The 4,344-nt window shown below is 47.1% G+C and carries 3 protein-coding genes; 1 reads left to right on the plus strand and 2 read right to left on the minus strand.

Going from position 1 to position 4,344, the window contains the following annotated elements:
- The coding region (locus JHC35_RS08330; protein ID WP_295044117.1) for an AMP-binding protein at nt 1–1,724 on the minus strand (1,724 nt) is incomplete at its 3' end.
- Between the two features lie 117 nt (nt 1,725–1,841).
- On the opposite strand from JHC35_RS08330, the gene thrC reads away from it, so the two are divergent.
- Nucleotides 1,842–3,311: a threonine synthase gene (gene thrC / locus JHC35_RS08335; protein WP_295044120.1), complete on the plus strand. Its 1,470-nt coding sequence runs from the start codon at nt 1,842–1,844 to the stop codon at nt 3,309–3,311.
- A 14-nt stretch (nt 3,312–3,325) separates the two neighbouring features.
- Here the strand turns inward: thrC and ppk2 are convergent, their stop codons facing one another.
- Nucleotides 3,326–4,273 carry a polyphosphate kinase 2 gene (gene ppk2, locus JHC35_RS08340; protein WP_295044122.1) on the minus strand — a complete coding sequence of 316 codons (948 nt, stop codon included), beginning with the start codon at nt 4,271–4,273 and terminating at the stop codon, nt 3,326–3,328.
- Between the last annotated feature and the right edge of the window lie 71 nt (nt 4,274–4,344).

Below are 4,344 nucleotides of genomic sequence, written 5' to 3' on the forward strand. Positions count from 1 at the left end.
AAACCGGGACGATCTGAACGCAGATAGCCACTCATAACGTTCGGCCCTTTGACGTGCAAGATACCCCCCTCATCGATCCCCGGAACACTGATGAGTTTTGCCTCAATCCCCGGTAAAATTTGTCCGACGGTACCGCTTCGATATCCCATTGGAGTATTGACCGCGATGACGGGAGCTGTTTCTGTCGCACCGTATCCTTCGAAAATTCGTATCCCGAATTTCTCAAACCACAGTTCTCGTACGCTATCTGAGAGTTTTTCGGCTCCTGCCACGACGTAGCGGAGGCGGTAAAAATCGTACGGATGGGCATGGGCGGCATAATGGTTCAAAAAGGTACTGGTGCCGAAAAGGATCGTACATGAGCGATCATACGCAATTTCGGGGATAACCCGATAGTGCAGGGGAGAAGGGTACATAAAGAGTGGGACTCCGCCCAAAATCGGCAAAAGTGTTCCTGCCGTGAGACCGAAAGAGTGAAAAATTGGCAAAGCATTTAGCAATTTATCGTCTGTTGAAAAATCGATGATGGAGCGCAACTGCGCGATATTTGCCAAAATCGCATCGTGCGAGAGGACGACCCCTTTGGGTTTATCCTCGGAACCGGATGTAAACAAGATGACGGCCGGGGCGTCTGGAGATGTGGTATGCATCACGCTACGTGGGAACCAGCGGGCAAATCCCATAAGCCAGAGTTTATCGGTTAGACTCATTTGCGGACGGAGATCTTCGAGATACATCAATGTAATATCGTGCAATTCCTCTAATTTCGGTTCGAGTTTTCCTTGTATTACAAACGCTTTTGAGGTAATGATTGTACGGATCTGTGCGGCGGTACAGGCACCTTGGAGTCCGTCGCTTCCGGCAGTGAAGTTGAGCATCGCGGGGATTCGACCGAATGCGTTTAGTCCCAAAATGAGCCCTAGTGTCGGAACGGCTGTCGGCATCAAAACACCGACTGCTTCTCCCTCGGCGGTATACGGTGTAAGCAGTCGACCTAATCCCAATGCCATGGTGAGAACTTGGCGATAGGTGTATTCGATTTGCTTGGTGTCTTCTACGATGAGATAGGAGTATCCGTAGTCTTCTGCAGCATCGACGAATGCACCGAAAAGGGTATTAGGAGTGCGTGATTCAAAGATACAGCGTTGCAACAATGTCCGCATTGCTTCGCCCGATTTGGCTCGACGTTCATGGCCACTCCCCTCACTACTGATTTTTAGACGCGTCGGTGTGCAATAGGTGAGGGTGATTTGCGGAAACCACCGCTTCGGATGATCTGAATGCATTCGAGAAAGGGTGCTGAAGGTTGCCCCTTTGATAATGACAGGATGGATGGTTGCTTCGGTTTTGACGGTGACGAATGCCGATCCTTCATAGATTTTCATCAGACTCCCCGTTGTCGTAATACGCCCCTCAGGGAAAATGACAACAGGACGACCGCCCTCTACCAGACGGATGATCTGCTTGATCGCCATCGGGTTGGAGGGATCGATCGCAATGTATTCGCTCAGTGAGAGAAACGCTCGTACCAAAGGACGTTTTGCAATTTCGGTATTGACCACGAAAACCGGTTTGATCGGCAGTACTAACCCTAAAATCAATCCGTCTAAAAACGATTGGTGATTGGCGATGATGATCGTATGGTTCTCTTCGCGTTGAAATTCTCCTACCACTTTGAGTCGGAATAAAAAGCGGACGATGACATATAGAATCGCTTTTATCATTAGATAGTGCCTTGTTATTCGGATAGTTAATGCATTTTACTCAAAATCTTCTGAAGCTTCTAAGCATCAAGTGAATGAGCCTTTGGTATAATCACGAAAATTGTATAAAGTGAACCAATGAAATTTATTGAAACACGCGGAAATGACGGAATCCATCCACAACAGGTTACCTTTTCAGAGGCGATTTTAAGTCCTATCGCATCGTTCGGCGGATTGTATGTTCCGAGCGAATTGCCCAATCTTGGTGAAGTATTTTTAACAAAGCACTTGCATTCGAGTTATAAAGAGTTGGCAAAAGATCTACTCACAACTCTTGCCATCGATATTGAGAGCTCCGTAATCGATGAAGCTCTCTCCCTCTATGACAAATTCGACGATCCGAGCAATCCCGTCCCGGTCGTAAAAGTACGGGATGACTTGTATGTCAGTGAACTCTATCACGGACCGACCCGCGCATTTAAAGACATGGCGTTGCAACCGTTTGGGGTAGTTCTCAGCTCCATCGCCCAAAAGCGCGGCGAAGAGTATCTCATCTTGGCGGCGACGAGTGGCGATACGGGTCCAGCGGCACTGGAGACGTTTAAAAACCGAGCGAATGTCCGTGTCGCGTGTCTCTATCCCGATGGGGGAACCTCAGACGTTCAACGTCTTCAGATGGTGACCGAAGATGCGCAAAATCTCAAAGTCATCGGGATCAAAGGGGATTTCGACGATGCACAAAGCGCTCTCAAACGTCTTTTGGGTTCACAAACGTTTAAAGATGCCCTAAAAGCGAAACATATCTCCCTCTCAGCTGCTAACTCGGTCAATTTCGGGCGAATTATTTTCCAAATTATTTATCATATCCACAGCTATCTCGAACTGGTACGCCAAAACGTCATTACGATGGGCGAAAAAGTGTACCTTGATGTTCCGAGTGGAAATTTCGGAAATGCTTTGGGTGGCTATTATGCGTATAAAATGGGGCTTCCGGTTGAGAAGATCATTATCGCTTCCAACGAAAACAACGTCCTTACCCGTCTGATCAATACGGGACGTTATGATTTGCGCGGTGAACACGTCGTCGCGACCACCTCTCCGGCAATGGACATCTTGATCTCCAGCAACGTTGAACGTATCTTGTTCGATTTCTTTGGAAGCGAACGTACCAAAGAGCTGATGGCGAGTCTTGAAGCGGAGCGTTTTTATGCGCTGAACGATAATGAAACGATGAAACTTCAGACACTGTTTGCCGCCGATTATTGTAACGGTGCGGAAGGAAAAGGGTATATCAAAGAGGCATTCGATGCAGGCTATTTGATGGATCCGCATACGGCGACCTGTTTCAAAGCGTACGATTGCTGTGCGACCAAACCGCTCAAAACCATCGTCTATTCAACGGCAGAGTGGACGAAATTTTCGCCGACGATTGCCAACGCATTGACCGGAGAAAAAGATGCGAATGACATCGATGCTCTCGCATCCATCTCAAAAACGGCTAAAACGCCGATTCCTGCTATGATTAAAGGGTTGTTCACAAAACCGATTACACAAGGTACTGTGATCGAAAAAGAGAATATCGAAGCCGAAATTCTTAAATTTATCTAATCCCTTTTTAGGAATTATCCCTTTTTCTGCCCCTCTTTTTCCTTATCATGAATGAGGGCACTCTCCATCAGTTTGATCTCTTCATCACCCCAAATCAGAATCTTTTTAGATGTTTTCAAATCGGGCTGGTTTTTGGACGGATATTGGACACTGGATAAGATGTGTTTGATACAGTTGATGCGGGCTTTTTTCTTGTTGTCGGAACGGATAATGATCCACGGCGAGGTTCCGGTATGCGAAGCCCGAAGCATCGAGAGTTTTGCGGTCGTGTATTTGTCCCACATATCTTGCGATTTGGCATCGACGGGAGAGAGTTTAAATTGTTTTAACGGATCGGTTTTACGCTCTTTAAACCGTTTTGCCTGCTCTTTTTTGGAGACGGAAAAATAGAATTTAAAGAGGATGATCCCTGAGTTCACCAGCATCCGCTCGAATTCGCTGACGTGGTTCAAAAACTCCTGATGCTCTTGAGGGGTACAAAACCCCATGACCGGCTCAACGCCGCCGCGATTGTACCAACTGCGATCAAAGAGGACGATTTCGCCCGCACTCGGAAGGTGCTTGATGTAGCGTTGGAAATACCATTGGGTTTTTTCGACGTCGGAGGGTTTTTCGAGTGCGACGATACGCGCTCCGCGTGGGTTGAGATGCTCGGTGATCCGTTTGATCGTTCCCCCTTTGCCCGCCGCATCGCGCCCTTCGAAAATCATCAGAATTTTGAGACCTTGATCTTTGACATGGTTTTGGAGTTTGAGGAGTTCGATTTGGAGGTTTTTGAGTTCCTCTTCGTATTCTAAGACCGATTTTTTGACCCAAACGGGGAGTCTCTCTTCGACTTTGCTTTTTTTCCGCCGTTCTTTCGCATTGGCTTGTTCAGTTTTTCTCCGATCGCCATGAACGACGTCTTCAATTTTTTCCGCTTCGGCGATTTCTGCTTTTACCATTGCGCTTTTTGCACCCATTTTCGGCTCCCTCATTTTTTTGATTATAACGTTGATTGGATTAAATCGTCCAGTTTTGTTATCTCTTTTGT

This window comes from Sulfuricurvum sp., assembly GCF_022759005.1.
Taxonomy (GTDB): domain Bacteria; phylum Campylobacterota; class Campylobacteria; order Campylobacterales; family Sulfurimonadaceae; genus Sulfuricurvum.

Coding starts and splice junctions, on each gene's coding strand:
- thrC (WP_295044120.1), top strand. CDS start 1,842: ATGAAATTTATTGAAACACGCGGAAATGACGGAATCCATCCACAACAG.
- ppk2 (WP_295044122.1), bottom strand. CDS start 4,273: ATGGGTGCAAAAAGCGCAATGGTAAAAGCAGAAATCGCCGAAGCGGAA.